This is a genomic window from Secundilactobacillus angelensis (assembly GCF_012641075.1).
GTDB lineage: Bacteria > Bacillota > Bacilli > Lactobacillales > Lactobacillaceae > Secundilactobacillus > Secundilactobacillus angelensis.
Genome location: NZ_JAAXLJ010000002.1, coordinates 103,389 through 126,077, shown reverse-complemented (window position 1 = coordinate 126,077; position 22,689 = coordinate 103,389). Strand labels below are relative to the sequence as shown.

Below are 22,689 nucleotides of genomic sequence, written 5' to 3'. Positions count from 1 at the left end.
ATAAATTTCGTCAAAACTACTTTACCAAGTCAAGTTAATTGCTATTAAATCACAAATCTTTTATGATAATGGCGCTTAATTGGTAAGCAATAAGTGATGCAATTACAGTTTGCTTTGGAGGAGGAAAGAGCAATGGCAGAGACAATTAATTCGGGTGTTGCAGCCCTTAAGACATTGGAAAGTTGGCACGTTGATCATATTTACGGGATTCCTGGTGGTACGATCAATAATTTGATGTATGCGTTAGACAAAGAGCAGGAACGAATCAAGTACATCCACGTTCGCCACGAAGAAGTGGGGGCTTTGGCGGCGGTGGCTGACACAAAGTTAACCGGGCATATTGGGGTGGCCTTTGGTTCAGCCGGGCCAGGTGCAACCCATTTATACCAGGGGGCTTATGATGCCATGGCAGATAAGGTGCCCGTGTTATTCCTGATTGGTCAAAATCCGCAGGGACTCATGAACCAGGACTTCTTTCAGGAATTTGATGAAGATCCGTGGTTTAACGATCCTGGGGTCTATGCCCGCACGGTAACCACTGCAGAAAGTTTACCTCACGTGATTGACGAAGCTATTCGGCGGGCGTTTGCCCAACATGGACCAGCCTTTGTGACGATCCCTAATGATTTAGCGAATAAGCCAATTCCGGCCGATGGGTATTATAGTTCAGCGGCAAACTTTGCCCGGCCACAATTGGCACCACCGGCTGATGATCAGGTCAAACAAGTATTGGCACTATTGAAGCAAGCTAAAAAACCGCTGATCTACGTTGGCCAGGGAACAATCAATGCCGCCTCTGAAGTGATGGCTTTCGCCCAAAAATTCCAAGTGCCCATTATCACAACGGCGTTAGGAAAGGAAATCATTCCGTATGATTTCGAAGCGTTACTCGGGTCTGCGGCTCGGGTTGCTTCTAAACCGGCTAACGAAGCACTGCAAGAAACCGATTTAATTCTCTTCGTTGGGTCCAATTACCCGTTTGCTGAGGCAATGTTTAAACCAAATATTAAATTCGTCCAGGTGGATACTAATCCTCAAATTTTGGGCAAGCGACACCATACTGACGTCGCCATTTTGGCAGATGCAAAACAGACCCTGCAGCGCTTATTGGACTTAGGGAAAGATGCACCGGTGTCTCCTTGGTATGCTGCCAACGTCGCAAACGTTGCCAACTGGCATCAATACAATGATGATATGATGAATCGTACTAGCGGTGATCTTCGGTTTGAACCGGCCTTTAAGGAAATTAACCGGATTGCAACAGACGATGCGATCTTCTCAATTGACGTTGGGGACGTTACTCAAAACGCGGTTCGATTATTAAAAGTCAATGGTAAGCAGCCTTGGATTACATCGGGTTTGTTTGCAACCATGGGTGTTGGCTTACCTGGTGCTATTGCTGCTCAGTTGGATTACCCGCAACGGCAGGTGTTTAATTTAGTGGGTGACGGGGCTGCTGCCATGGTGATGCAAGACCTGGCAACAGAAGTGACCTATGGCTTGCCGGTGATCAACGTGGTCTTTACCAATCTAGCATTAGGCTATATTGAAGATGAACAGGAAGATGATGGGCAGGAATGGTTCGGTATCGATCTGCCAAAGACTGATTTTGCTCAAGTTGCGGAAGCCCAGGGGTTAACTGGTATGACCGTCACTAAAATTAGCGAAGTACCGAATGCTTTTGACCAAGCACTAAAGATTTCTCAGTCTGGTAAGCCCGTCTTAATCGACATCCGAATGACAAATGAACGGCCAATTCCAGTTGAAAAGTTGGCGCTTGACCCGGATAAGTTCGATGAAGCTACGATTGACGCCTTCAAGAAACGGTATTATGCAGAAAAACTGGCACCCTTAAGTGCTTATCTGAAACAGTATCATGTCCAGTAGTTTGTTGTTACAGGGTTAAATTTAATCCTATTTTGTGGTATACAAATAAAGGGCACATCAGCAATGCTTCTTATTGTTGATGTGCCCTTTATTTTTTTGGGGGAAGGATTTCCGAACTGCGCCCTTTCCCTAATAGCTTTTTTATACGGGAAAACTTACACTGAAATAAAGTGCAAGAATGGAGGGGCCACCATTGGGCAAATTTAATTTTAACGTGAATGCAGCCCGGTTAGATGCTAGCGGGCACTATGATTTTCAAAACGTATTCGAGTTTCCTGATTTTATAGAAATGCGGCCAAAATTACGGGAGGCTGTGCGAACTGTAGCCCGCGAGGCGTTTGATCAACCAGTTCTGCCAGTTAAGGTGGAGCGGATGACGACCAGCCTTGAAGAACAATTAGAACGTGAAACACGTAAGTATGCCCGTCAGCTTGGCATTCATGATAATCAAAAGGGTGAACGTAACGAATTAGTTCGCCTTTTTACTCAAATTCTGCAAGTGATCAGTCGAACTGACGAGATTGATGAAGAGTTGGAGGATATGATCTATGCCATCAACCAGACTCGGTTAAGTTTAATTGGGTTGCCAGAGTTAGCTGGTGAAGGTGAACTCTATCGTGCCGATCAGGATCAGGAGTTGATTCCTGGAACTTATTATCATTATGTTACCGAACAGCTCGTTAAGCCGTACTTAATTGATCCTGCAGGTGGGATGGTACCGGCTAATGTTACGAAGGAAGGGCGCCAGCTGGTAGTTCGCATGACTACATACGCTTACCGGGATTGGGATGCGTATCTGACCCATGAATATGATGAACAACACATTGTGAAGAATCAAAAGGGGCTTTCACAGTCGGATTACTTTGATAAATTAGAGGCGATTGAGCTCAAGTATGCCGACCATATTTACTCAGAAGTGTTGGCTGATAACTTTCAAGATTTCACCAAAATTTTGGTGTCCGATATTGTGCCGTCATTTGAAATTATGTCAACGGATCTGCGTCCACTGGTGACGCAGCATCCTGGACTAAAGATTCGATTTGCTGCCAAAATAGCAGAACATTTCAAACTAGATGACCAGGGTCGAGAACACGTGATGGATCGACCACTTGAAGAGATCAAAAATAAGTATCGATATTACCGGGAAAACTTTGCATAGGAGGTGAACAAACATGATGAATCAAGAACCGCTTAGTGGTCCAGAAGCTAAGATGGGGACGTCAGCATTTGAGAACACGTTGTTTGTGCTGGATAAAGTTCCTACCCAAGACAATATTGACGCGTTTGCCATGCAGGGAAACCTCAATCCAGAGCCATTCGATGACGTCGCTTGGGCGATGCCAGGCTATTTATCGGATGATTATAATATTTTTTTGATATTTGCACCCAACGTGTTGGATAGATGGACGATCACTTGTGCACAAGTTGAGATTGTTAATGGGAATGAAATCACCCACATGAGTAACGTGGTACCGACCGGAACGGGACTGAACGCCATTGCTTCAATTAGTAAGAGTGGGGCGATTGAATTATTGGCTTATTTCAAAACACTAGCAGCCAATGGACTTGGACACTTTGATGAAAATTTGTGGAAACAAGTTTGAAAGTAAAATAAGAGCGGTAACTATCTCTGAAACACTTGATAGTTGCCGCTCTTTTTTACTGAGTTGCCGTTGATCCTGTCAAAATTAAATTGGCTTGTTTAGCTGTTAATTGATAGTGATAGTATTTTTGATAAAATGCCTGTGTCTTTTTGGTCATGTTGAGATGCTTAAATTGTGCCGGGTGTAATTTTTGAGCTGCCCAGAGTACTTGCAGCGCTTCTTCTGCACTGTACCGGTCCCACGGAAAAGTGCCCTGTGGATTGCCGTATACCCGGCCTTTTTTAACGGCGGAAAGTTTGCTTAATACGGGATCTTTTTGTAGTGCTTTCAACGCTTCCTTTGAAGTAGTATTGCCGACGATGATGATATCTGGATTTGACTTAGCTAGTTTTTCAGTCGTGACGGAAATCATATTTCCCTTCTGAGAAAGAGCGTTTTGTCCACCGGCGGCTTTGATCCATTCATCAACAATGGTTTGTCTACCGTCAACAACGTTTAAATTAGTGTCGTTAACGATATGCAGCACGCTTGGTCGTGACGATACGCCGTTGAGCTGGGTTTTAACTTGGTCTAAGTTGGCGCTAAGTTCCTTTTGATAAGTCTTGGCTACGGCGGGAGCATTGCCACCCAGAACATTTGCCGTTAAGTTGACTGATCGGCGTAAACCGTCAAAGTTTTGATACATCGCATTAACCACGGGAACTTTAGCGTTGCGTGCTTGCTTGATTTGACCAGGATCTGCGGAGATAACCACGTCCGGCTTGACTTTCAACAAGGACTCAACCTGCATGGTATCACCAGAAAAGGGCGCTTTAACCTGTTTAATACTGGGATAGATGGTGTTGAACCACGGCTGTTTTTTAATCATTTGCGTAGTTGCCACTAGTTTATTTTGACCACCTAAAAGCATGACGGTTTGGTTGTTGGCGTGCCAAAGATCAGCGACTCGATTGACCTTCTTTGGAATCGTAACCTTGGTACCACTCATGTCCGTGACTGTCCTGGTTGCCGGTTTGGCTGTGGATCTTGCAGACTGGTGGGAATTGCTGCAGCCTGAGGCAATTAGGGTGACTGACAGCAAGCCAATTAAGGCAGTTATGACGTAATTTCCACGTTTCATAAAAAGTTCTCCTTCTAAAGCGTTAATGCTAATCAAAGAGGGCCTTGAACGCTATGGCGAAGGTTCAGGGCTCTTTTCAGTTTAAACTGGGTGTTTCTTTGATTGATTTAACATTTTCTTTGCTTCGCAATCGTAATCACAGGCCGCACACTTACCTTGTTTAGAACGCTTTACAGCACGGTAAATTTGGTAGCCTGCAAAACCGAATATCAGGGCTAAAACAAAAATATTAATGAGTAATCCCATTGCTCATGACCTCTTTTCACATTAACAGTGAACCAATCTGAAAAATCAAGAAAGCTAACGTATAACTAATGACTAAGCCTGACACGACGGAATATGCCGCCCATTTAGCTGAGCCGGTCTCGGATTTAATTGTCCCAATTGTAGCGAAACATGGGATATATAGCAAGATAAAGACCAGCAAAGCATATGCAGAAAGGGTGGTAAAGCTGCCGCCAATCATGGCAATTAAGGCACCTTGATTACTCGTGTGGAATAGAACCATCATGCTGGAACTGATCACTTCTTTAGCTAAAACCCCAGTCAACAGCGCACTAATTGGTTGCCAAGTTGAAATACCCATCGGCTTAAAAATCGGTAATAAGATTTGACCCAAATTAGCGGCAAAACTCTGGTCAATTTGTGTAACGTAGCCGCTGACACCGAAGTTAGAGAGCAACCAAATCAGAACGGTACCCGCAAAAATAATTGTGCCGGCTTTTTTGATAAAGCCCTTACCCTTATCCCAAGTACCATGCCAAACAATGTCTAGACGAGGAATGTGGTACTGCGGTAATTCGACAATAAAGACTGAGTGCTCTTCAGCTTGGAAAATAATGTGATAGACCTTGGCCATTAGTAAAGCGACCACAATGCCCAGAAAATAAAGTGATAGCACGATTAGCGCCTGATGACGAGGAAACAGTGCAGCCACAAACAAACTGTAAATCGGTAACCGAGCCGAACAGCTCATGAAGGGTGAAATGAGGGTGGTAATCAAGCGTTCTTTAGGCTGTTCAATCGTTCGAGCCGCCATAATACCAGTGACGTTGCAACCAAAACCGATGATCAACGGGATAAAAGCCTTCCCATTCAGACCGATCATCTCCATGATCCGGTCGGTGACTAAGGCCGCTCGAGACATGTAGCCGGAATCTTCCAAAATGGTGATACATGCAAACAAGACAAAAATTTGAGGGATAAAAACTAGAACGCCACCAACACCAGCAATCAGGCCATTGACGATCAATGAGCGAAGCATGGGCAGTGCCCCAACTTGTGTTAAAAACTGGTTGGCCCAGGTGGAAACGGGACCCGATAAAAAGCCATCAAGGTAGCCTGATAATGGTGTCCCGATCCAGTCGAAGGAAAGCTTGAACATCAAGTAAAAGATCCCCACAAAGATGGGAAGACCAAGGATCGGATGAGTGACCACTTTATCGATTTTGGAAGTCAGCGCAACGTGTTTCGTTGATTGCAGCTGTTCCGTTGCAGTCGTTAAAGTATTTTCAATGAAAGAGAGCCGAGTTTCAAAGATTTGGTCTTCAAACTTTTGGGCATCGTAATAGGCTTTCTGAGATAATAGTGGTTTGAGTTGATGGATTGTCGCGTATTTTCGGACCACTTTATTATGATTAATGTATTGAATTGCAATCCAGTGAGCAAACTTAGCGTCAATTTTATAATCTTTTGTTAATGAATCGGCTGCCTGACGAATGGCCTGATTCACCATCATCGGATAATTGAGTTTTAACGGTGAATTGGGTTTTATTTCACTTTGCTCGCAAACTAAATCCGCTCTGAGTTCAGTCAAGCCCTCTTTATTTCGGGCATTAGTGGTGCGAACGGGGCAGCCTAATTTGCTTGATAGCGTGTCCAAGTTGTAGTAATGACCGCTACGCTTTAAATCATCAATCATATTCAGGGTGATAATGACTGGAACGCCTAATTCTAGGACTTCCACAGACAATAATAAATTGCGCTTTAGTTGACTGGCATTTGTTACGTTTAAAATTAAATCCGGCGAGTTTCCCAACAAATAATTGGTCACCACCGATTCATCTTTAGTAATCGGATTTAGGGAATAAACCCCTGGTAAATCAATCACTTCAGTATGAGAATGACGAATTTGACCGACCTTTTTTTCAACGGTCACACCAGTCCAGTTACCAACGTAGGCGTATTTATCGGTCAACTCATTGAAAAGAGTGGTTTTACCAGTATTCGGATTACCAAGTAGGGCAACGGTTGTCACGATGGATCGCCTCCCGTCAGCAGTTTGAATACCTGATATCGAATACCAATTCTTTGGTGATCTACTTGAATGATGACTGGTCCATGAAATGGATAAAAGCGCACAGCCTGTACATCGCTGCCCACTTGCAAGCCCAAACTGTGCAGTCGCTGCAAAGTGGCAGTATCGAGACCGTTAAACTGCTTAATCATAAAGTGATTCATGATGGCTCAACCTACCTTTCAAGTTTCCCCAATAATATTCGAATATCAGTTAATTATTCATGGTCGACAAAGAATATCTTTTACCATATAGTATCACATAATATGAAATTTTTAGGTATAAGGGAAATGCCTACTTTGAATAGCATGAGAAAACAACTATAATCTAGAGATGTAATGAACAATATTCGCGTCGGAATAATTGGTGAATTCAGTCAAGACGATATTCCAGCGATAACTAATCAATGGAGGATGATTTATATGGCGACACTTGAAGTGAAGGATCTGCACGTTGAGATCAAAGAAGAAAAAGAACAGACCCGAGAAATCTTAAAGGGTGTAAACCTCACCATGAATACGGGCGAGATTCACGCCATCATGGGACCAAATGGGACCGGTAAATCAACACTGTCACAGACGATTATGGGCAATAGTGCCTATCACGTTACTCAGGGTGATATTTTGCTCAATGGTGAAAGTATTTTGGACATGCCCGTCGACGAACGTGCACGTAAGGGCCTATTTTTAGCCATGCAGTATCCCGCTGAAATTCAAGGAGTCACCAACGCTGAATTCCTGCGTGCGGCAATCAATGCACGTCGCCCAGAAGATGATCAAATTTCAGTCATGGATTTCTTAAAGGAGCTTGATAAGAATTTAGCACTTCTGGATATGAGCGAAGAAATGACTGAGCGTTATCTAAATGAAGGTTTCTCCGGTGGTGAGAAAAAGCGTAACGAAATTTTGCAACTACTCATGATCAAGCCGTCTTTTGCCTTGCTGGATGAAATTGATTCTGGCTTGGATATCGATGCTTTACAAGTGGTTTCAAAGGGTGTCAACTCAATGCGTGGCGACAACTTTGGCTCATTGATCATCACTCACTATCAACGACTGTTGAACTACATCGTGCCAGACGTTGTTCACGTTATGATGGATGGCCGAATCGTTAAAAGCGGGGACGCAGACCTTGCAAAGAAGTTGGAAAACGAAGGCTATGCTGGCTTACGTGACGAATTAGGGCTGGATGTTAGCTTAGTTGATGATAATCGTTAAGGAGGGGTCGTTTTGATTAGTGCCGTTCAGGATTATGAAGCAATAAAAACTGCAGTGGAGACTGCTGCCAACGAGCACGGCGAGCCACACTGGTTCGTGGAACGCCGCCTCGCAGCAATCGACGCGATGCAGGATCTCCAGTTACCAGAGATGCAGCGCTATGATTTTCACCGCTGGCCGTTGATGGATAATTTGGAGTTGAATTTTAGACGCAGCGATAAAAGTCTTGCGGATGACTTGCCTGATGCTGATGGCCGCATCCGGTTTGTTCAAGTGGGTCAAACTACCGTTGCTGTAAATTTACCAGATGAACTCGCAGATCAAGGGGTTATCTTAACCGATATTTTTAGTGCCTTTCGGGAACATCCACGTTTAACCGAAAAGTATTTTATGGACAAAGTGACAAAGTACAACGAAAATAAATTAACCGCCTATCAACAAGCGTTCCTTAATTCGGGCGTGTTCTTGTACGTGCCTAAAAATGTGGTCATTAAACAACCAATTGAGGCTTATTTGATTCAGGATAGTACCGTTAAACAGGCGATGGTCTCACACGTTTTGATTATTGCCGAAGAGGGCAGTCAGTTTTCCTTCATTCAACATTTGAATACTAAAGGCGTCGTCGAAAATGCTGCTCATTGCATGGTTGAAGTTTTGAGTCGTGCTAATAGTCACGTTCATTTCTCCAGTGTTGATGAATTGGGTGAACATACTTATTCAGTCCTTCATCGCCGGGCTAACCTCAGTCGCAACGCCCGTTTTGATTGGGCAGTTGGAATCGTTAACGCTCAAAATACGTTAGGTGATATCACCAGCGAACTAGTCGGTGAAGGCGCCCACTCAGAATCAAAGGTGATTGCGGTGACTACCGGGAAGCAAAGCAACGGTATAAACAACCGGGTGGTCAACCGTGGTAAACATACCACCGCTAATATTTCTCAACGTGGGGTGTTACTCGAAAAATCGGAACTGATTTTCAATGGGATTGGCGATATTATCCATGGTGCTTCTGGTGCTAACGCCGAACAAGAAAATCGGGTCTTGATGATGTCAGATCAAGCGCATGGTGATGCTAATCCAATCTTGTTGATTGATGAAAACGACGTGATTGCAGGTCATGCAGCCAGTGTTGGCCAAGTTGATCAAAATCAGTTGTATTACCTGATGAGTCGTGGGATTGATAAAGAATTAGCCCAACGGTTAGTGATTCGTGGCTTCCTAGGACCAGTGCTTGAAGAAATTCCGCTTCCGGAAGTTCGACAGGAAATGATTGATGTGATTGAAAGGAAGCTTGAAGATGGACAGCACTTTAACTAAATTGATGCGTGATTTTCCAATTTTAGATCAAAAAGTGAACGACGAGCATCTGGTGTATTTAGATAACGCCGCCACTGCACAGCGCCCAAATCAAGTAATTGAAGCGCTAACCCATTTCTATCAAACCGATAACGCTAACGTGCATCGTGGTGTGCACACACTGGCTGAACGGGCAACCGCTGATTACGAAGCTGCTCGACGGAAGATGCAGAAGTTCATCAATGCCGCTGAGCCCGAGGAAGTCATTTTTACTAAGGGTTGTACGGATGGCTTGAACTTAGTTGCCAGCACTTATGGTGAAGCCAATGTATCTGCTGGTGATGAAATCGTGATTTCAATCATGGAACACCACAGTAATTTAATTCCCTGGCAGCAGTTGGCCATTCGAAAAGGCGCAACACTGAAGTACATTCACCTGACTGATGACGGTGAATTGGACTTAGACGAAGCCACCCAGCTAATTACTGATAAGACGAAAATCGTTGCTGTAGCGCATGCTTCTAATGTGATGGGGACGGTTAATCCCATCAAGCAGTTGGCAAAATTAGCTCATCAACACGGTGCTATTTTTGTTGGTGATGGTGCGCAGGCCGTCCCTCACATGCCAGTTGACGTGCAAGATTTAGACGTCGATTTCTACGCTTTTTCCGGGCATAAAATGATGGGTCCAACTGGAATTGGCATTTTATATGGTAAACGCGAGTTGCTAGAAGCCATGCCACCGTATCAATTCGGTGGTGAAATGATTGGCTTTGTTCACCAGCAGGAAAGTACCTGGGCCGAATTACCTTACAAGTTTGAAGCTGGGACGCAAAACATTGCTGGTGCAGTTGGCTTAGGCGCCGCTGCTGATTACTTAACTCAGATTGGTATGACAGCGGTTCAAGCTCATGAGCAAGCAATTGTGAACTATCTGTTACCTAAGTTAGAGGCGATGGATGGTCTGACAGTTTACGGACCGCAAGATCCTGCCAAGCATACGGGTGTAATTGCATTTAACCTGGAAGAGCTACACCCACATGACGTGGCAACAGCTTTGGATATGGAGGGTGTAGCCGTTCGAGCTGGTCATCATTGTGCGCAACCGCTTATGGAGTACCTGGGCTTGACTGCCACAGCTCGTGCGAGTTTCTATCTGTATAACACCCAAGCAGATGCTGATCGTCTGCTGACGGCACTTCAGGAAACAAAGGAGTTCTTCAATCATGGGTCTAGAGAAGCTAAATAGTTTATACCGAGAAGTGATTTTGGATCATTCGGATCATCCTCATCATAAGCATGCGTTACCGGATGCCACTCACAAAATTACCTTGAAAAACCCAACTTGCGGTGACGTCATTAATCTGGATATTGAACTGGATAATCAAGATCATATCAGTGATATTGGTTTCACTGGTGACGGCTGCACGATCAGCCAATCAAGTGCCAGCATGATGACGGATGCCGTCATGGGCAAGTCCAAGGATGAAGCCTTACACATGGCAAAGACCTTTTCAGATATGGTCATGGGTAAAAAGCACCCGCAAAAGGACTTGGATGAACTGCAAGACGCAGCGATTTTAAGCAATATCATGACGTTTCCAGCCCGAATTAAATGTGCGACATTGGCTTGGTGGGCGTTGCAACGAGCATTACTGAAACAACCAGATGGCGATATTGATTCCGAAAAGGAGGAGTAGCAAATGGCAGAAGGAACTGGCGCACAAGGCGTCCCAGACATTGTTGCTGACGATCGAGATTATGAATATGGTTTTCATGATGATATCCAACCAGCCTATTCAACTGGTCGGGGTCTGACAGAAGAAACGGTTCGTCAAATTTCAGCAGAAAAAAAGGAACCAAAGTGGATGCTGGATTATCGGCTGAAGTCTTATGAAGCTTATAAAAAGTTACCCATGCCGGATTATGGTCCAGATTTGAGTGACCTTGATTTAAAGAATATGTTGTATTACCAAAAAATGACCGATAAAAAATACCGGGATTGGAATGACGTCCCAGAAGACTTGAAAAAAACTTTTGACCGGTTGGGTGTTCCGGAAGCGGAACGAAGTTATCTGGCTGGGTCATCAGCCCAGTATGAATCCGAAGTGGTCTACCACAACATGCGCAACGACTTCGAAAAGTTGGGGATTATTTTCACCGATACGGATACTGCGCTACGTGAATATCCCGAACTCTTCAAGAAGTGGTTTGGTAAGTTGGTTAAGCCAACGGATAATAAATTTGCCGCTTTAAACGGCGCTGTTTGGTCCGGCGGGTCATTTATTTACGTGCCAAAGGGTGTTCAAACAAAGACCCCAATTCAGTCATATTTCCGGTTGAACGCCGAAAACTCCGGTCAGTTCGAACGGACTTTGATTATTGTGGATGAGGGTGCCCGGGTCGACTACGTGGAAGGCTGTACGGCACCAAACTATTCATCAGACAGCCTGCACGCGGCGGTAGTGGAAGTTAACGTTGAAAAGGATGCTTATTGCCGTTACACCACCATTCAAAACTGGTCTAATAACGTGTATAGTTTGGAAACCAAGCGGGCTGCTGCACAAGAAAATGCCACGATGGAGTGGGTTGATGGCAACTTAGGCTCCAAGGTTACCATGAAGTATCCTAGTGTTTATTTGGATGGTGAAAATGCCCGTGGGACGATGTTATCCATCGCTGTTGCCTCGAACGGTATTCATCAAGATTCGGGTGCTCGGATGATTCATAACGCACCTAATACGTCGAGTTCAATTGTTTCAAAGTCAATTGCAAAGACGGGTGGCGCTACCGATTATCGTGGGACGGTTCGGTTTACGAAGAAATCGGATGGTTCAAAGGCCCACGTTGAATGTGACACGATCATCATGGATGATCAGTCATCGTCAAATACAATTCCGTACAACGAGATTTATAATGGCAACGTCGCCATGGAACATGAAGCCAAAGTTTCCAAGATTTCAGAGGAGCAGTTGTATTATCTGATGTCGCGAGGAATCTCGGAATCAAAGGCGACGGAAATGATTATTATGGGCTTCGTGGAACCATTTACGAAGCAGTTACCAATGGAATATGCGGTTGAGTTGAACCGGTTGATTAGTTTTGAGATGGAGGGGTCAATTGGATAAGCAAGGTGCGCAAGGAAGGCGCTAAGCGACCGTAATACAATAAGCTCCCACTGGAAACCCTGAACTTGGGTTTCTGGTGGGAGCTTGTTGTATGCAGGTCACTGCCTTCTGTAGCCCGATTAGGCAATATAAAAGTGAACAGTCCCGACCCTGGGTTTCTGGTGGGAGCTCTTTCAAACCAGTTCGCAAACATAACGTCCCAACTCAGCTTCATAGATCAGCTTTAAATCGGTCCCATACGTCTGTTTCAGCCGCTCTTCTGTCAACAGTTGATCAGCTTCACCTGATTCAAAGTGGCCATCCGGTGAAAATAAACCAACTTGGTGACCCAACATGAACGCGTGATTGGGATTGTGTGTGGTGTGCAGCACGGCAAAGTGGTGCTTTGCCAGCGACTGAATCAGTTCAATGACTTGTTTTTGTCGACCAAAGTCAAGAGCGGCGGTTGGTTCGTCTAAAATGATCAGTTTTGGACTTTGAACTAAGGCTTTAGCAATAGTGACCATCTGAAATTGCCCGCCGCTTAAGGTGTTAACTTCCTGATCCTTCAGCGCGGTTAAACTAAGTTTGGCAAGCGCATCCTGGACTAACTCATAATCGCTATCACCTGGTGTTTGTGTAAATTCCAGATAGGGTGTACGACCAGTGACTAAATAATCACTAACCGTGAGACTACCAGGGTCGGGCACGTGTTGTGGAACGTAGGCAATCCATTGTGCTAACTGTCGAGGTGACAGCTTAGATAGTGGTTGATCATTAACGGTGACACTGCCAGCAGTAGGCTTCAATAAGCCCATCAGGCATTTTAGTAAAGTTGACTTACCGATTCCATTAGGGCCAAGAATTGTTAGAATCTCGCCTTCTTGTAGACTACAGCTAAGATGGTTAAAAAGATTTGGTTGATCAGGATAGTGGAAACTTAGCTGATTAATTTTCAGTAAATTCATCGTAAAGTCACCTTCTTAGTTGCCAAAATATAAATGAAGATTGGTGTGCCGATGAAGACTGTTAAAATGCTGAGTGGAATTTCACCCGCTGAGAGGGTTCTGGCTAAGGTGTCGACTAACAACAAAAAGATGGCACCAATTAGTCCTGAGAGTGGTAGAGAGTACCGCGTGTTAGGTCCAATGACCATGCGTGCCATGTGCGGTACCACTAGTCCAATCCACCCAATCGGGCCACTGAGACAGACGGAGGCAGCGGTTAATAAAGTTGCACATAAAACAACTAAGCGCCGTTCTCGAGCAACGTTAATCCCCATAGTCTGAGCGACAGCATCACCCAGCCCAAGCACCGTTAGTCGCCAGCGCATGACTAATAGAATTACCATTCCTACGAGCAACATTGGCAGTACCGATACCAGATTACCCACGGTGACTTTAGCCAAGCTGCCTAACTGCCAGTAAACGATACTTTGCAGTTGTGAATCAGGGTCAGCTAAGTACTTCATCAATCCGAGGATGGCCTGCATCAAGCCACTCACGACCACACCAGCCAAGACCAATGTCAGATTGGTTGAACGGCCCATCATTCGGGGAATCGTGACACTTAACATGACTGCAATTAGCCCAAAAATCAGTGCGAGCACCTGAGTACCAAAACTATGTAAATTGAGTAAAATTGCTAGTGCAGCGCCAACGGCAGCACCGTTCGAGACACCGAGTAGGTCTGGCGAAACTAGCGGATTTTGAAAAATACTTTGATATGCCGTTCCCGAAATTGCCAATGCTGCGCCAATACCAATAGCAGCCAGCATACGGGGCAGTCGCAAACTAAAAATGATGTTTGATTCGATTGGGCTCACTAGCGTCCGTTGACTGATCTGACCAATGATTGCATTATACAAATGGTTGATTGAAATTTGGTAGTTACCAAAACAAAGCGAAATAAGTGCCAGTAAAATGAGACTAATGGATGCCAGAAAGATAATTTGATACTGATGCTTTGATCTCGAAATAGTGTTCAACTCCCTTCGCTAGATTCAATCAAGACGACTGATTACTTTAGGATATAACCAGATGCTACTGTACGGCCATTCCAGAATGGAAACCCACGTAAATGGCGGTATTCTCCGCCTTTCTTACTAATATTAGTATACCATTTTGTGAATTTTGGAATTAATTAGGGATTTGACTAATTCAATTAGGAATATTCTTTTGAAATAATAGGGACTGTAATCAACATTATGAAAAACGGGTGGTCAGTATGTATTACCTTAATATCAGCGATTCACCAATTGATGTGAACGCGCTCTATCAAAAATTAAAGGATCCTCAGTATGGCGGTATCGTGACCTTTATTGGTACGGTTCGTCAATGGACGGGTAATATTGAGACGCGTTTTATTGATTACTCGGCGTATCATCCGATGGCTGAAAGACAGCTTGAAAAGTTAGCTGCACCAATTGAGGCCCAAGGTGCCCGAGTCGTTATTGAACATCGGACTGGCCATCTTGAATTAACCGACGAAGCCGTTTTTGTTGGTGTGGCAGCTGCACATCGTGGCGATGCTTTTCGTTGGTGCGAGTACTTAATAGACACTCTGAAAAAAGACGTCCCGATTTGGAAAAAGGAAACTGACACGGATGCTGTAAGATGGGGGGACTGAAAATGAAACTGAACGTCAAATTATTTGCAATGCTCCAGGAGCAGCTTGGCAATGTGGTTACGGTGGACGTGCCCGAAAAGCCAACTGCTGATCAAATTAAGCAGGCAGTCTCAGTCAGTTCACCGAATTTGCAGCAACTTATTGGGACTTCTCGGCTAGCTGTGAATCAGGAGTTTACTTCCAGCGGTTCACTTGATGTGAGTCCGACAGATGAAGTTGCATTGATTCCACCGGTAAGTGGCGGCTAGGTTGATTTTTAAGTTGACGAGTAGGAGGAAGTAAGTATGGAGAAACTTTATGATAGGTACGATCGATTGCACGATTATGTACGATTATCAATCACAGACCGCTGCAACTTGAGGTGTGTGTACTGCATGCCAAAAGAGGGATTACCGTTTTTCCCCACGGATCGGGTGCTTTCACAGGATGAAATTGTTCAATTGATTCAGAACTTCGCTGACATGGGTGTTTCAAAGGTCCGGATCACGGGTGGCGAACCACTGCTGCGTACGGATGTTGTTGAAATCGTTCGGCGTATCAAAGCAATCGATGGCATCAATGACGTTTCTATCACGACTAACGGTTTGTTTCTGGCTAAGTTAGCTAAGGACTTGAAAGACGCGGGACTGGATCGGTTAAATATCAGTCTGGACACTTTCAAACCCGACCGTTACAAGAAAATTACTCGTGGCGGTAACATCAATCAGGTGCTGGAAGGCATTGCTGCTGCCAGTAAGCTTCATTTTAAGAAGATTAAACTGAATATTGTCCTGATTCGTGGGCAAAACGATGATGAAGTCCTGGATTTTCTACGTTATACTAAAGACCATGACGTTAATGTACGCTTTATCGAATTTATGCCGATTGGCAATTCCATGCGAACTTGGAAAAAAGAATATGTAGGGCTCAAGAACGTTTTCGAAACTGCCGACGAAGCAGGGATGGTTTATCATCCCATTGAGTTGAAGGGTAACGGACCCTCAGACAACTACCAAATTGAAGGGTACGAGGGTAGTTTTGGTTTGATTCATCCAATCAGTTCAAAGTTCTGCGAGAATTGTAACCGGTTGCGAATCACCGCGGATGGCTACGTTAAAGCCTGTCTGTACTGGAATGAAGAAATCGATATTCGAAAAGCGATACCTGATAAAGCAGCCTTTCGAGCATTAATTCAAAAAGCATTGGATAATAAGCCGCTGAATCATGAAATGGCAATGGCTGAAACTGATCGCATCATCGATAAGGCGCCGACTTGGCGTCACATGAGTCAGATAGGAGGATAATGTTATGGCTACTCAAGAAGATGTCGCACATGGATCACGGTACAACGCGTACATGGCGTTGACCTTGTCCACTATTGCAATGATTGTTTGTTTCATGTCTTGGTCTAACTTTGCGCCGCTAGCTGCTCAAGTGGCAACGATGTTCCATTTATCAGTTGGCCAAAAGACGCTGTTACTGGCAACACCCGTTTTACTGGGATCGATTATGCGGATTCCAGTTGGTATTTTAAGTGATAAATACGGTGGCAAGAAAGTATACATTATTTTAATGATTTTTATTCTCATTCCACTGTTTATGATCACTCAAGTTCATACGTTCGGTATGTTACTGTTCGCTGCGTTGTTAGTCGGGATGGCCGGCACGTCATTTGCTGTGGGTGTTTCGTACGCCTCGGTTTGGTTCCCGCCAGAAAAGCAGGGATTCGCGTTAGGAATCGTTGCCATGGGTAACATGGGGAATGCCGTAGCAGCCTTGACGTTGCCACGAATATCTGCTTCCAGCGGATTTAACAGTGTTTATCACTTTCTGATGATTTTAACCGTGATCATTATGGTGTTATTCGCGATTTTCTGTAAGGAAATGCCGACGGATAAAACGAAGTCTGTCAGCGGTGCACTTTCCGTTGCTAAGGAAAGCAGTACATGGTACCTGTCATTGTTTTACTTCTTAACTTTCGGGCTGTTTGTTTCATTTACCAATTTGACGCCAATGTTTTTGGGTGATATTTTTGGGGTCAACGCGGTGACTGCGGGTCTATACGCGGCCTTGTTCGCGTTTCTGTGTACAATCATCCGGCCAATCGGTGGTGCCGCTGCGGATAAGTTTAGGCCAATGTCGATGCTGCAGTGGATTTTCATCCTCATTGCGGTATTCTCATTAGTCATCATGTTCTCATTTGATTCCCAGATCCTGTTTGTGACGGGGATTGTGGGAACCGGCTTGGCTGCTGGTTGGGGCAACGGTGTTGTCTTTAAAATGGTTCCTTACGTTTCAAAGGGTAACACTGGTGCTGTTACTGGTTTCGTTGGTGCAGTGGGTGGTCTTGGTGGTTTCTTCCCGCCGCTGGTCGTTGGCTGGATCAAAGGCTGGACAGGCAGTTATCAGTTGGGTATCGCGTTGCTGGTATTGACCGCGCTAATTTGCTGGTACGTTCTCCGTCGCCGTTTCATTAAGGGCGACGTGCACATTGTTAAATAAAATTTTGTCGTTGGAGGTCACTAGGTTATGAAGGTTTTAACACCAGATACAACAGTTTCAGAAGGACCGGATCGGATGCTGTCGGAGCGTCATTTGTCGATCGTCCGGTTAGTTTTGCCAAAGGGTAAGACCATTAAACGGCACCGATCGTTGATGACCGTTACGGTGGTGGCCATCAAAGGATCGATTCAGTTTCATACGGATGACGATGTTACCACACTGGTACCGGGAAAGGCTGTTGTGATGCAACCTGGCGAATTCCATTGGCTGGAAGCACCAGATGAGGCTGGCGAAGTCATGGTGGTCCATGGCGTTCTCGCACAGTAACGAGGAGGAAGCAAGTATGTCAGAAGAAGCTGGAGCAGCATTTTCACCAATTGAAAACAAAGTCATGACTTCACTGGAAGACGTGATCGACCCAGAGCTGGGTATTGATATGGTTAATCTGGGGTTGATCTATGATATCAACGTGGATGATCAGGGTCAGTGCGTGGTGACCATGACGCTGACCACCATGGGCTGTCCACTGGGTAATCTCTTGGCAGATCAGATCAACGACGCGGTTTTGTCGGTGGATGGTGTTACTGCCTGCGATATCAATCTCGTTTGGGAACCCGCTTGGAGCATGGATCGTATGAGCCGGTTCGCTAAAGTGGCTTTAGGGATTCATGGGTAATTGGTAACAATGAAGAACCTCAGGCAATCAATTATTGATTGTCTGAGGTTCTTTTTTCTATAAAATAGTGTCGTTAATTAAAACTGTTGCTAAAGTTCTATTCATCAGTAATTGGTTTTAACCAGTTTACTATAAGCGGTAATGTAGCCACCGTTGATCTGATAGCGTTTCAGTGATTTAACGTGGTAGTTGCTTCCGTTACTGTAGTCCCAACTGATAATAGGAAAGGATTTTGCTGTTGCTGCTTTGAAATGTGCCGTTCGAACGGTTAAATTGAGGTCACTGTACCGATTTAAAGCGTTAAGTTTAGTAGCATTTGTTGGCTGTGGAATAGTGCCCATTTTAACCAATAGCTTGCTAGCTGTCACGATTTGCCCATTGTTGAGCACGAAGCGGGTGGCAGTGCGATCTTGAATAATGCTTGCTACTTGTAACACAGTGCCTTGACGATAATGGGCTAATTTTCCTGTGAGATTTGGAGTCGAATAACCGTTGATTCCCTTGGAATTAATGACGGTAATCGTGGTTGGAACGATATGGTAATAGGCACTACGAACGTATTCGGGGTTCGCGGTGACGTAACCGACTAACCCGAAAGTATCGCTCTTGGGGTTAATATCGCGAACCAGGTAGCGGAGCCGATTTTGACTGTCACGAGCAGTACCCAAGACGATAAAACGTGGTCGGTAAATCCGTGGTTTCTTCACGTAAGTCATGATGATGTTATCTGCAGTGAAGTTAACCTCGCTGTGCAGGCTCAACTGTTTCATCGCATAAATCACTTTTGGTGGGACGACCTCGTGATTGTTGTCAGCAGGAGTTTCAATTGGCGGGGTGACCGGTGGAATCACGTTGATACTGTTTAACGTGTAAATCAGGTAAATACCATTTTGAAGCTCACCAAGAATATTTGGTAATGAAATCGCTGCACCATTGGCGCCTTGCATTCTTGAGAAAGTATACCCGGGGATGGCTTGCTGGAGTGCGGTCAAACTATCACCAGTGAACGGATCTTGATAGTTTCCGGGAACTTGCAGGGTAGCAGCAATCGTTTGACCAGAAGTATCAACGTAGAAAACGGGAATGCTGACTTTTACTGGCTGATAAACAACTTGAAAACCGTTATCGATGACTTGACTGATGGTAATCGGTAATGTGAGTACATTACCATTGTTGTCTTCAAAATGATCAAAGGTATAACCTGGTAACTCGGGCACCGCAATTTGCTCGCCAGTCAGCTGTTCACTTGGCTTACCTTCAATGAAAGTAGGTTGCTGAATAGGGTTACCAGCAGGATCGACGTATTCGATGGTGACCGAGGTGCTGTTTTCACTGTAAATCAGCTGAATGCCGTCCCTGATTGATGCAATAGTAACGGGTAAGTTTAATGTGTTGCTAGCTTTATCTTGGGCTTCCACGAAAGAATAGTATTTGATAGTTGGTACGAGATCAGCCAGCTGTGCTGCCGTGAGCGGGGAGTTGATAGCGTGATTGAATGTAGACTCATCAGCGATTGAATTTCCGTTCGCGTCCTTATAATCGATTGGTACTGAAATTTCGTTGCCCTGATAGACCACGGTGATACCTTCACGAATCGTATTATAGGTAGCATCTGCTGGAATCGGTTGATGATTGAGAGTTTCAATTCGGCTAAAGGTGTAGTCCGGAATATTGATTTGCTGATCAGTCGTGAAGGTGTCCGGTAACGTGGTGTTAACCGCACCAGATATCTGCGATGTTTGGAGTGGCTGACCAAGATCATCAACGTAATTGACGGTGATGCTTAGGCTGTTGCCTGTGTAAACAAGCTTCAGGCCGGCCTTTAACTCTGCCAAGGTTACGGCTGACGTGATCGGCGTGCCATCGTTGAGTGCGTAGTGGTCAAAAGTATAGTCTGGAATCGGTAACTGTGAAGTCGTGCTTGATGGCGAAACAGTATCAATAACTGTGCCAGAGAACGTTGCAGCGGGATGAATGACGTGATTAAGGTTATCAACATAGGTGATTGGGATGGTCACCTGATCTGGATCATAAACGAGTCGTAACTGATTGTCTGCCGTCAGGTATGGTAATGTCGGCGTGGTAACGGGGGTTGACGTACCATTAGTGGCAACCAACTCTGCTGACTTAAAGTGGAAATTGGGTATTGTTGTCACTTGATCGGATACCACCAAATTAGTAGTCAGTGTTTGGTCCACTTGTGTATCTGGACTAATTGTGATGAACTGGCCATCTGACTGGTAATAGCCGCGTTGCACGGTGAGTTGAGTGGTGGGCGCAAATAAAACAGTTAAAGTTTGCGGATCCGCTGTGTAGCTGCCAGAAACTGGCACCGCTTTAGCAAGACCATTATTCGCTACAAAGTCAGAGTAGTTCCCGGTGCCATCCAGTACGAGATAGTTACTACCATATTTATCCGTCAGCCATTCCAATGGGTAAGTCGTGTTGGGATCGGTGGAAACGTCAAACGGATTGTTAACAGGGCCGCTTAATGGTGTCGAAGTGGCGATTTCTTCTTGTTGACCATTTGGTAGTAAATTCTCATAATTCACTTTTGTTGTGCCGTAATTGTTACTGATAATGTAGGGGATGAATACCCAAACGTCGAAAGCTGACCCATCATCACCATCCATGTAGAAGGTATGGGCCGCCGAAAGCCAACCAACGTTACCTGCTGGTGGTGTAAGTAAATTATAAAAAACGATGGTGTGGTTATCTTCACTCACTGCATCTGCTGTACTCGCTTTAAACTGTCCCCATACTTCATTACCGAAGTCATTACCATCTGAGGGAATCATATGGCTAAAGGAGCCATCAACTCCTTTGACGTTATAACTGACTTCCACACTTGTGGTCCCAGGCTGAAGAACCAGCAATGGCATACTGATGCTACTATAGCGTGCACTACCAAGCGGGTTTCCTGGTGAGTTAACGTGTGTCCAGGGGGCAGTAAAGCCACTGATGTCACTAATTTGATTAAAACTTAATTCGAGATTGTTTAAGAGAGAGTTAGCTCTCAATGCAGAAATATCTTGTATAGAAGTATCTATAAACCGAACACTTCTTAGACTGGAAATTTCTCCTAAGGCACTAATGTCCCATAGGTGACTTTGTATGTCGCCGCCATAAAGGGATTCAGAAACGTCAGAATTCACTGTAAAATTAATGGTATTTAAATTTTGAGCATACTGAAGTCCTTCCAAAGATTGAGTCTGAACCAATGCTGTGTAAATAGGTGTGGCAGTTAAGTCTGTTGAACTGGTTTGCTGTGAGGCTTCGGTTACCGTGAAATTGGTTAGGTTACTCAAACTTGATTTTGAAAATGTGGTTTTAAACGTTCCCCAACTTTGGTACTGAGTTGAGTATTGTGTGGTCCAAAGGAGGTACTGAAACCAAATATCAGGCATCCATTCATCAATATAATACTGCTTTGTTGCTGGATCGACACCATTAGCGGTTGTCGGTATTTTCGCTGCATAGTCACTACCTTGCCAAGCGCCATCGGAAGCGTCTTTTAAGCTGCCATGATAGTTTGCCATCTGGTTGTAAATGTTAATGTCACCATCAATGGTGTAGTAATATGCATTCGTTGCCTTAATAGCGTCCTTACCATCGGTGGGAACGGGGACGTTTAACTTAATGCCGCCAACCGGTTTGACGCCCAAGGCATCGGGTGCAACCACCGTAGCATTTTGTGGATCAATAGTGATGTCTGTGACGGGTTCCGTGGTTGCTGCGGTAGTAGTCAGATTGCCGTTTTCATCAATAGTCGGCGTTGTTGCGTCATTGTCTAACGGGATTGTCCCGCTGGCAGGTGTGATTGTTAAAGTAGCGGTTGAAGTGCTTGTTGAAGGGTCAGAATTAGCCGTTGTTTCCGGGATATCAGTGTCAGAATGACTCGGGTCATCAGTCCCAGATGCAGTTGTATCTTCAGTTGCTGTAACTGTTTCTGGATTTGCTGCTGATGCTTGGCTAGTATTATCAACAGAAGAATTCGTGCTAACTTCAGAAAACTCATTACCAGCGCTTTGCTGTTTTGTACTTTCCGTCTGAACAGTGCCAGCTGTTCGTAATATAGTACTGCTGGCTGATTGATCAGTTGAATCCGTGGTATCGGAAGTTGGTGTGGCATTTTCTGGCGTTGCGGCTTTTGCGGTGGTGACCGTGTGACCGAAAAAAAGGCCAGTTGAAACTAATGCAACAACGTAAAAATAATGACTGGGGAATCGGTTAAATGAATGGTTTAAATGGTATTTTGTCATTGTAATCAATCCTTTCTCTCATAAATGAAACACTCTCTCAAAGCAAGGACATAATAGCACGTTTGCTTGACTATGACATGTAATTGGCTTGCAATTTCACCACAACTTTAGTTCA

General features: G+C 44.7%; 21 protein-coding genes. 14 read left to right on the top strand and 7 right to left on the bottom strand.

Annotated features, from left to right (window positions below):
• The first annotated feature begins 132 nt into the window (after positions 1-132).
• From spxB to HC026_RS01450, 3 genes are all read left to right on the top strand, one after another.
• The gene (spxB, locus tag HC026_RS01460; protein WP_168924204.1) at positions 133-1,887 is read left to right on the top strand and encodes a pyruvate oxidase; all 1,755 of its coding nucleotides are present in this window, start codon (positions 133-135) and stop codon (positions 1,885-1,887) included.
• Between the two features lie 193 nt (positions 1,888-2,080).
• Complete coding sequence (locus HC026_RS01455; protein WP_168924203.1) at positions 2,081-3,046, top strand: hypothetical protein; 966 nt, start codon at positions 2,081-2,083, stop codon at positions 3,044-3,046.
• Between the two features lie 13 nt (positions 3,047-3,059).
• On the top strand, positions 3,060-3,491 hold the full coding sequence (locus HC026_RS01450) for a hypothetical protein (RefSeq protein ID WP_408640961.1): 432 nt from the start codon (positions 3,060-3,062) through the stop codon (positions 3,489-3,491).
• 55 nt (positions 3,492-3,546) lie between these two features.
• Here HC026_RS01450 and HC026_RS01445 read toward each other — a convergent pair whose 3' ends face one another.
• The 4 genes from HC026_RS01445 to HC026_RS01430 form a co-directional block, all read right to left on the bottom strand.
• Positions 3,547-4,611 (bottom strand): ABC transporter substrate-binding protein, encoded by a 1,065-nt coding sequence (locus tag HC026_RS01445; protein WP_168924202.1) that lies wholly within the window; start codon positions 4,609-4,611, stop codon positions 3,547-3,549.
• A gap of 81 nt (positions 4,612-4,692) precedes the next feature.
• On the bottom strand, positions 4,693-4,857 hold the full coding sequence (locus HC026_RS01440) for a FeoB-associated Cys-rich membrane protein (protein ID WP_168924201.1): 165 nt from the start codon (positions 4,855-4,857) through the stop codon (positions 4,693-4,695).
• Between the two features lie 16 nt (positions 4,858-4,873).
• Positions 4,874-6,868 carry a ferrous iron transport protein B gene (gene feoB, locus HC026_RS01435; protein ID WP_168924200.1) on the bottom strand — a complete coding sequence of 665 codons (1,995 nt, stop codon included), beginning with the start codon at positions 6,866-6,868 and terminating at the stop codon, positions 4,874-4,876.
• Positions 6,865-7,071 carry a FeoA family protein gene (locus HC026_RS01430; protein ID WP_168924199.1) on the bottom strand — a complete coding sequence of 69 codons (207 nt, stop codon included), beginning with the start codon at positions 7,069-7,071 and terminating at the stop codon, positions 6,865-6,867. Before HC026_RS01430 ends, feoB begins: the two co-directional genes overlap by 4 nt.
• A gap of 258 nt (positions 7,072-7,329) precedes the next feature.
• Here HC026_RS01430 and sufC point away from each other — a divergent pair, with 258 nt between their 5' ends.
• Genes sufC through sufB form a run of 5 tightly spaced genes read left to right on the top strand, consistent with a single transcriptional unit; the run spans position 7,330 to position 12,548 of the window.
• Positions 7,330-8,124, top strand: coding sequence for a Fe-S cluster assembly ATPase SufC (gene sufC / locus HC026_RS01425; protein ID WP_168924198.1), 795 nt, complete (start codon positions 7,330-7,332; stop codon positions 8,122-8,124).
• Positions 8,125-8,139: 15 nt separating this feature from the next.
• Positions 8,140-9,441 (top strand): Fe-S cluster assembly protein SufD, encoded by a 1,302-nt coding sequence (gene sufD, locus HC026_RS01420; RefSeq protein WP_168924291.1) that lies wholly within the window; start codon positions 8,140-8,142, stop codon positions 9,439-9,441.
• Positions 9,422-10,669 carry a cysteine desulfurase gene (locus HC026_RS01415; protein ID WP_168924197.1) on the top strand — a complete coding sequence of 416 codons (1,248 nt, stop codon included), beginning with the start codon at positions 9,422-9,424 and terminating at the stop codon, positions 10,667-10,669. Before sufD ends, HC026_RS01415 begins: the two co-directional genes overlap by 20 nt.
• A complete protein-coding gene (gene sufU / locus HC026_RS01410; RefSeq protein WP_168924196.1) occupies positions 10,647-11,120 on the top strand; it encodes a Fe-S cluster assembly sulfur transfer protein SufU in 474 nt (157 codons plus the stop codon). The genes HC026_RS01415 and sufU overlap by 23 nt, the downstream gene beginning before the upstream one ends.
• Positions 11,121-11,123: 3 nt before the next feature.
• The gene (gene sufB / locus HC026_RS01405) at positions 11,124-12,548 is read left to right on the top strand and encodes a Fe-S cluster assembly protein SufB (protein ID WP_168924195.1); all 1,425 of its coding nucleotides are present in this window, start codon (positions 11,124-11,126) and stop codon (positions 12,546-12,548) included.
• A 173-nt stretch (positions 12,549-12,721) separates the two neighbouring features.
• Here sufB and HC026_RS01400 read toward each other — a convergent pair whose 3' ends face one another.
• Together HC026_RS01400 and HC026_RS01395 are read right to left on the bottom strand one after the other, a co-directional pair.
• Positions 12,722-13,495 (bottom strand): ABC transporter ATP-binding protein, encoded by a 774-nt coding sequence (locus HC026_RS01400; RefSeq protein ID WP_168924194.1) that lies wholly within the window; start codon positions 13,493-13,495, stop codon positions 12,722-12,724.
• Complete coding sequence (locus tag HC026_RS01395) at positions 13,492-14,505, bottom strand: FecCD family ABC transporter permease (protein WP_408640965.1); 1,014 nt, start codon at positions 14,503-14,505, stop codon at positions 13,492-13,494. The genes HC026_RS01400 and HC026_RS01395 overlap by 4 nt, the downstream gene beginning before the upstream one ends.
• Positions 14,506-14,753: 248 nt before the next feature.
• On the opposite strand from HC026_RS01395, the gene HC026_RS01390 reads away from it, so the two are divergent.
• The 6 genes from HC026_RS01390 to HC026_RS01365 are packed head-to-tail and all read left to right on the top strand — an operon-like array spanning position 14,754 to position 18,312.
• Positions 14,754-15,155, top strand: a complete 402-nt coding sequence (locus HC026_RS01390; protein ID WP_168924193.1) for a molybdenum cofactor biosynthesis protein MoaE — start codon at positions 14,754-14,756, stop codon at positions 15,153-15,155.
• A 2-nt stretch (positions 15,156-15,157) separates the two neighbouring features.
• Positions 15,158-15,403 carry a MoaD/ThiS family protein gene (locus HC026_RS01385; RefSeq protein ID WP_168924192.1) on the top strand — a complete coding sequence of 82 codons (246 nt, stop codon included), beginning with the start codon at positions 15,158-15,160 and terminating at the stop codon, positions 15,401-15,403.
• 36 nt (positions 15,404-15,439) lie between these two features.
• Positions 15,440-16,438: a GTP 3',8-cyclase MoaA gene (gene moaA / locus HC026_RS01380; RefSeq protein ID WP_168924191.1), complete on the top strand. Its 999-nt coding sequence runs from the start codon at positions 15,440-15,442 to the stop codon at positions 16,436-16,438.
• A 4-nt stretch (positions 16,439-16,442) separates the two neighbouring features.
• Entirely contained in the window at positions 16,443-17,636 is a 1,194-nt protein-coding gene (locus tag HC026_RS01375; RefSeq protein ID WP_168924190.1) for a nitrate/nitrite transporter, read from the top strand.
• 27 nt (positions 17,637-17,663) lie between these two features.
• The gene (locus HC026_RS01370; RefSeq protein WP_168924189.1) at positions 17,664-17,963 is read left to right on the top strand and encodes a cupin domain-containing protein; all 300 of its coding nucleotides are present in this window, start codon (positions 17,664-17,666) and stop codon (positions 17,961-17,963) included.
• 16 nt (positions 17,964-17,979) lie between these two features.
• Positions 17,980-18,312, top strand: a complete 333-nt coding sequence (locus HC026_RS01365) for a metal-sulfur cluster assembly factor (RefSeq protein ID WP_168924188.1) — start codon at positions 17,980-17,982, stop codon at positions 18,310-18,312.
• A gap of 104 nt (positions 18,313-18,416) precedes the next feature.
• On the opposite strand, the gene HC026_RS01360 is transcribed toward HC026_RS01365, so the two are convergent.
• Positions 18,417-22,574: a DUF5776 domain-containing protein gene (locus HC026_RS01360; RefSeq protein WP_168924187.1), complete on the bottom strand. Its 4,158-nt coding sequence runs from the start codon at positions 22,572-22,574 to the stop codon at positions 18,417-18,419.
• Between the last annotated feature and the right edge of the window lie 115 nt (positions 22,575-22,689).

Coding starts and splice junctions, on each gene's coding strand:
- spxB (WP_168924204.1), top strand. CDS start 133: ATGGCAGAGACAATTAATTCGGGTGTTGCAGCCCTTAAGACATTGGAA.
- HC026_RS01450 (WP_408640961.1), top strand. CDS start 3,060: ATGATGAATCAAGAACCGCTTAGTGGTCCAGAAGCTAAGATGGGGACG.
- HC026_RS01445 (WP_168924202.1), bottom strand. CDS start 4,611: ATGAAACGTGGAAATTACGTCATAACTGCCTTAATTGGCTTGCTGTCA.
- HC026_RS01440 (WP_168924201.1), bottom strand. CDS start 4,857: ATGGGATTACTCATTAATATTTTTGTTTTAGCCCTGATATTCGGTTTT.
- HC026_RS01430 (WP_168924199.1), bottom strand. CDS start 7,071: ATGAATCACTTTATGATTAAGCAGTTTAACGGTCTCGATACTGCCACT.
- sufC (WP_168924198.1), top strand. CDS start 7,330: ATGGCGACACTTGAAGTGAAGGATCTGCACGTTGAGATCAAAGAAGAA.
- HC026_RS01415 (WP_168924197.1), top strand. CDS start 9,422: ATGGACAGCACTTTAACTAAATTGATGCGTGATTTTCCAATTTTAGAT.
- sufU (WP_168924196.1), top strand. CDS start 10,647: ATGGGTCTAGAGAAGCTAAATAGTTTATACCGAGAAGTGATTTTGGAT.
- sufB (WP_168924195.1), top strand. CDS start 11,124: ATGGCAGAAGGAACTGGCGCACAAGGCGTCCCAGACATTGTTGCTGAC.
- HC026_RS01400 (WP_168924194.1), bottom strand. CDS start 13,495: ATGAATTTACTGAAAATTAATCAGCTAAGTTTCCACTATCCTGATCAA.
- HC026_RS01390 (WP_168924193.1), top strand. CDS start 14,754: ATGTATTACCTTAATATCAGCGATTCACCAATTGATGTGAACGCGCTC.
- HC026_RS01385 (WP_168924192.1), top strand. CDS start 15,158: ATGAAACTGAACGTCAAATTATTTGCAATGCTCCAGGAGCAGCTTGGC.
- moaA (WP_168924191.1), top strand. CDS start 15,440: ATGGAGAAACTTTATGATAGGTACGATCGATTGCACGATTATGTACGA.
- HC026_RS01375 (WP_168924190.1), top strand. CDS start 16,443: ATGGCTACTCAAGAAGATGTCGCACATGGATCACGGTACAACGCGTAC.
- HC026_RS01370 (WP_168924189.1), top strand. CDS start 17,664: ATGAAGGTTTTAACACCAGATACAACAGTTTCAGAAGGACCGGATCGG.
- HC026_RS01365 (WP_168924188.1), top strand. CDS start 17,980: ATGTCAGAAGAAGCTGGAGCAGCATTTTCACCAATTGAAAACAAAGTC.
- HC026_RS01360 (WP_168924187.1), bottom strand. CDS start 22,574: ATGACAAAATACCATTTAAACCATTCATTTAACCGATTCCCCAGTCAT.